The sequence below is a fragment of the Catenulispora pinistramenti genome (assembly GCF_018274385.1).
GTDB classification, from domain to species: Bacteria; Actinomycetota; Actinomycetes; order Streptomycetales; family Catenulisporaceae; genus Catenulispora; species Catenulispora pinistramenti.
Window position 1 is genome coordinate 1 of record NZ_JAAFYZ010000400.1, and the last position, 4,158, is coordinate 4,158.

General features: G+C 68.9%; 5 protein-coding genes. All 5 read left to right on the forward strand.

What is annotated here, in order from left to right; translation table 11 throughout:
- Window positions 1-331: tyrosine-type recombinase/integrase (locus tag KGQ19_RS47640; RefSeq protein ID WP_212022124.1), on the forward strand; the 331-nt coding region annotated here is incomplete at its 5' end.
- Window positions 332-1,148: 817 nt separating this feature from the next.
- On the forward strand, window positions 1,149-1,961 hold the full coding sequence (whiG, locus tag KGQ19_RS53260; protein ID WP_368862264.1) for an RNA polymerase sigma factor WhiG: 813 nt from the start codon (window positions 1,149-1,151) through the stop codon (window positions 1,959-1,961).
- 90 nt (window positions 1,962-2,051) lie between these two features.
- Window positions 2,052-2,723: a TetR/AcrR family transcriptional regulator gene (locus KGQ19_RS47650; protein ID WP_230420539.1), complete on the forward strand. Its 672-nt coding sequence runs from the start codon at window positions 2,052-2,054 to the stop codon at window positions 2,721-2,723.
- Window positions 2,724-2,910: 187 nt separating this feature from the next.
- On the forward strand, window positions 2,911-3,561 hold the full coding sequence (locus tag KGQ19_RS53265; RefSeq protein ID WP_368862263.1) for a peptidoglycan DD-metalloendopeptidase family protein: 651 nt from the start codon (window positions 2,911-2,913) through the stop codon (window positions 3,559-3,561).
- A 132-nt stretch (window positions 3,562-3,693) separates the two neighbouring features.
- Window positions 3,694-4,071: a GPI anchored serine-threonine rich family protein gene (locus KGQ19_RS47660; RefSeq protein ID WP_212022127.1), complete on the forward strand. Its 378-nt coding sequence runs from the start codon at window positions 3,694-3,696 to the stop codon at window positions 4,069-4,071.
- Window positions 4,072-4,158 lie beyond the last annotated feature (87 nt).

Here is a 4,158-nt window from a genome sequence, read left to right on the forward strand (position 1 = left end):
GGGTGGGGGAGGGGGAAACCAGAAAACTGTCAAAGCCCCCGCGGTCACCGCCGCCGAACCGGTCTTCCTCGGCGCCCGCGGCTCCCGCATCGACCCCGCGGTAGTCCGCCGCCTCGTCCACGCCCGCCTGCGCGCGACCCCCAACACCCCGGACACCGGCCCCCACGGTTTCCGCCACACCGCCGCGACTCACCTGATCGAGGGGGGCGCGGATCTTCGTGACGTTCAAGAGCTCCTCGGTCACGCTACGCTCGCAACAACCCAGATCTACACCCATGTGACGGCAGAGCGGATCAAGGCACGGTATGCCCAGTCCCACCCGCGGGCGTGAGGACAGCGTCCTCGACCAGACGCAGCAAGCAGCGGTCCCGACTGCTGACGCGGCGTCGCAGGTCGCGGCTGCCCCGCGCCCCCGGGGGGCAGGCCACGTGCCGGCCGACCGCACCCCCGCGCGGGACGCCAACAACGCCGCTACTCCGGCCGTGAGCTCTGCCGCCACCAACGCGCGTGCCCGCACCGCTCACGTCGCAGGTGACGACGACACGCCCCGGGGCATGACGGTGCCGCAGCCGAGCGATGGGAACCGCGGCGAGCGCGCTGGCCGAAACAGCGGGAGCGAGCCCGCTGGTGAGGGTGCTGCTGGCGACGAGCAGAGCCTTGCCGGGCCCAAGAACGCGCCGACCGCTGGCACAGCCAACACGGCCAACACGGCCAACACGGCCAACGTCACGTGCGCCGCTGCTACTGCTACTGCCTCATTCGCGGCTGCTGCTTCACGCGCCGAGACCGATTCCGGTCGAGAATCAGCCGCCGGTCGAGGGTCGGCCGAGGTTGCCATCGCGGCCGATGCTGATCCCGGCGGTGGGCCGGTCAGCGCCGCCACCGCAGGCGATGCCGCGCCTAGCAGCGAGTCGCACGCCGACACAATCGCCGAGTCGGCCGCTGCTGTCGAGCCGAGCGCCGCTGCCGGCACGGAGTCAAACGCCGCTGCTGCCAGCGGGCCGAGCGCCCCTGCCGGCACCGAGCCGCGCGCCAGTGCCGCTAGCGAGCCAGGCGCCGCTGCTGCCAGCGGGCCGAGCGCCGCTGCCAGCACCGAGCCGAGTACCGCCGCTGCCGCTGCCGCTGCCGAGCCGAGCGCTAGCGCGGCCGTGCCCGTGCCCGCTCCGGATCCGGCAGCGCGCCCCACCGATAAGCCCGCGCCCGATACCGCGCTCGACGTGCTCTGGGATGACTTCAAGCGCACCGGTGACCCGGCGCTGCGTGAGCGCCTGATTCTCCACTACTCGCCGCTCGTCAAGTATGTTGCGGGTCGGGTGCGGGTCGGGTTGCCTGGGGCGTTGGATTCTGCGGACTTCGTCTCGTCGGGGATCTTCGGGCTCATTGATGCGATCGAGCGTTTTGAGCCGCATCGGCATGTGAAGTTCGAGACGTATGCGATCGCGCGTATTCGGGGCGCCATCATCGATGAGTTGCGGGCGCTGGATTGGATTCCGCGGTCGTTGCGGCAGAAGGCTCGGGAGATCGAGCAGGCTTCGGTGCGGTTGGAGCAGGAGTTCGGGCGGACGCCCAGTGAGTCGGAGATTGCCCGTGAACTTGGGATCGGGTTGGGGGAGCTGCGGCAGATCTTCAGCAAGCTGTCGTTGGTGAACGTCGCGGCGCTTGATGAGTTGCTGGCGTTGCCTACGCAGTCCGGGGACCGGATTCCGCTCATGGAGACGTTGGAGGACGGTGATGCGCCCGACCCTGTCGCGCTCTTTGAGGTGCAGGAGACGCGGGCTTTGTTGGCGCGGGCGGTGAACTCGCTGCCGGATCGGGACAAGACTGTCGTCACCCTCTACTACTTCGAGGAGATGACGCTTGCGCAGATCGGGGAAGTGCTCGGGGTCAGTGAGAGTCGGGTGTGCCAGATTCACACCAAGGCTGTGCTGACGTTGCGCGGGAAGCTGTCCGCGAAGGAATAGGCGTCCGGGGACGACCGAGTAGGACCTTGTGCGGACGGATCCTCAGCGTCGGCTTGTGTACAGGTGTGTGGAGGCGGCACCTTAGTTCGCATGCCGAGGATTCGTGCCGCCACCGTCGTGGAGCACCGGGAGATGCAGCGCCGGGCCCTGCTGGACGCTGCCCGTGATCTGGTGGCCGAGGGTGGGGTCACCGCGCTGACGTTCCCGGCGCTGGCTCGGGCGACCGGGCTGGCGCGTTCGAGTGTGTATGAGTACTTCAAGTCGCGGGCCGACGTGATTGAGGCCCTGGTCGCACACGAGTTCCCGGCCTGGATCGGCGAGGTGCGGGCGGCGATGGCGGCGGAGAGCACGGCCGAGCGGCAGCTTGCCGCGTACGTGCGGCGCCAGCTGGGCCTGGTCTCCGAGCCGGGGCACCGGGCGCTGTTGGCGCTGTCCGGCCAGGAACTCGACGGCGACGCGCGCGATCGCATCCGCGCGGCCCACGGCTGGCTGCTCGACCTGGGCATCGGGGTGCTGCGTGCGCTGGGGCACCCCGAGCCGAGGCTGGCTGCGGCGCTGGTTCAGGGGATGGTCGATGCGGCGGCGAAGCGGATCAGCCTCGGGGCCGATCCGGCGGAGGTCACGGAGACGGCTGTGTCGATGGTGCTGTTCGGCGGGCTGGGCTCGGCACGTCGGCACACGCAGGCGATGAACGCGCAGGCCGGCCAGACTCGCCCGCAGCCTGGCGGGAGCACGCGGCGGCGTGTGACGAGTGCGAGCTGAGTAGGGCGCAAGAGGCGTCGCAGGGAGTTGCCGCAGCGGCTCGCACGTATCCATGTGGACATGTGTCCACGCGGGCTGCTGCACCGGCATGGTCTGCGGGGGTGCCAGTGTCCTAACAAGCAGACAAATAGCTCGAATGCCGTATGAGCCCGTGACAGGATCCGGCCTCGGCTCGCATCCTGACCACATGCGCCTCCGCAGAACTCTGGCGCTCGTCGCCGTCGCTACCGCACTGTTCTTAGCGCTGTCGGCCTTGGCGCAGGGTGGTCCGCGTCGGCTCCATGCGGTGCCTGTGGCGGGCGCGACGCGGGCACTGCACCGTGTGACTGCGGACGCTGGGCCCTCTCGGCCTGGTGATCCCAGTGGTGATCCGGCTCGGGCCTGGACTTGGCCTCTTGCGTCGCCGCCTGGTGCCCGCCATCCCGTAGTTGTCCACCCGTTCCAGCCGCCTGCGAAGCGTTGGCAGGCTGGGCATCGGGGGGTGGACCTGCTTGGCGGTCCTGGGCAGGAGGTGCTGGCTGCGGGGCAGGGGACCGTCAGTTATGCCGGTTCGCTCTTCGGTCGCCCGGTTGTGGCCATCGATCACACTGGGCCTGGCCGTGGTGCCTTGCGTACTACTTATGAGCCTGTCGATCCTGTGGTGAAGGTCGGTGATCGGGTGCGTGTGGGGCAGCTCATCGGGCACCTTGTCGACTCGCCGATCAATCACTGTGCGCCGCGTACTTGTCTCCACTGGGGTTTGGTTCGGGGCTTCGGGCATGCCGCTCGCTATCTGAATCCTTCCGCGCTTCTGGAGCGGGCGGCGGTGCGGTTGTTGCCGGTGTGGGGTGTGAGGTAGGCGCTGGCTCGCAAGGCGCAGTTTCGGCGAGCGGTGCCGGACTAGCGCGCTTAGCGTCGGTAGTGGGCGGGGAGCTGTTCTGTCGCGCGAGAGATGAGGCTGGGTATGGGCCTGGGCAAGAAGTTGGGGAAGTTGGACGCCAAGGTCGATGAGGTGCTGATGCGCTCCGACTCGCCGGCGTTTCCGAATGCTGATCGGCTGGAGATCACGTGTCCCGGGGAGGGTGCGGTGTGGTCGCCGGGTGAGGAGATCGATGTCGCCTGGAACTTGCGTGGTGATGTCAGGCAGCCGCTGGATGTGGCGTTGGTGCGGCAGACCGCGGATCAGTCCGGGCCGAGCTTCGGGCAGTTGGACTTCTTGGTGGTGGCCAGTGGTGTGGATCCGGCCGCGAAGAAGGTGACGATCGAGGTGCCGGATGTGCCGCCCGGGACGGACTATGCGATCAGTATCTCCAGTGCCGATCCGCTGACTGTCTACAGCCAGGCGCTCACGATCACCGCGCCGGCGTAGTTAGGCATACGCGGGCGTAGGCATCCCGTGTCGGCGGAGACATCGGCGCGCGGCGTAGCCACCCCGCCCCAAGAAGCCCGCCGGCCC

What these genes read in the sequence shown, in the direction of transcription:
- KGQ19_RS47650 (WP_230420539.1), top strand. Translation starts at nt 2,052, where the DNA reads ATGCCGAGGATTCGTGCCGCCACCGTCGTGGAGCACCGGGAGATGCAG.
- KGQ19_RS53265 (WP_368862263.1), top strand. Translation starts at nt 2,911, where the DNA reads ATGCGCCTCCGCAGAACTCTGGCGCTCGTCGCCGTCGCTACCGCACTG.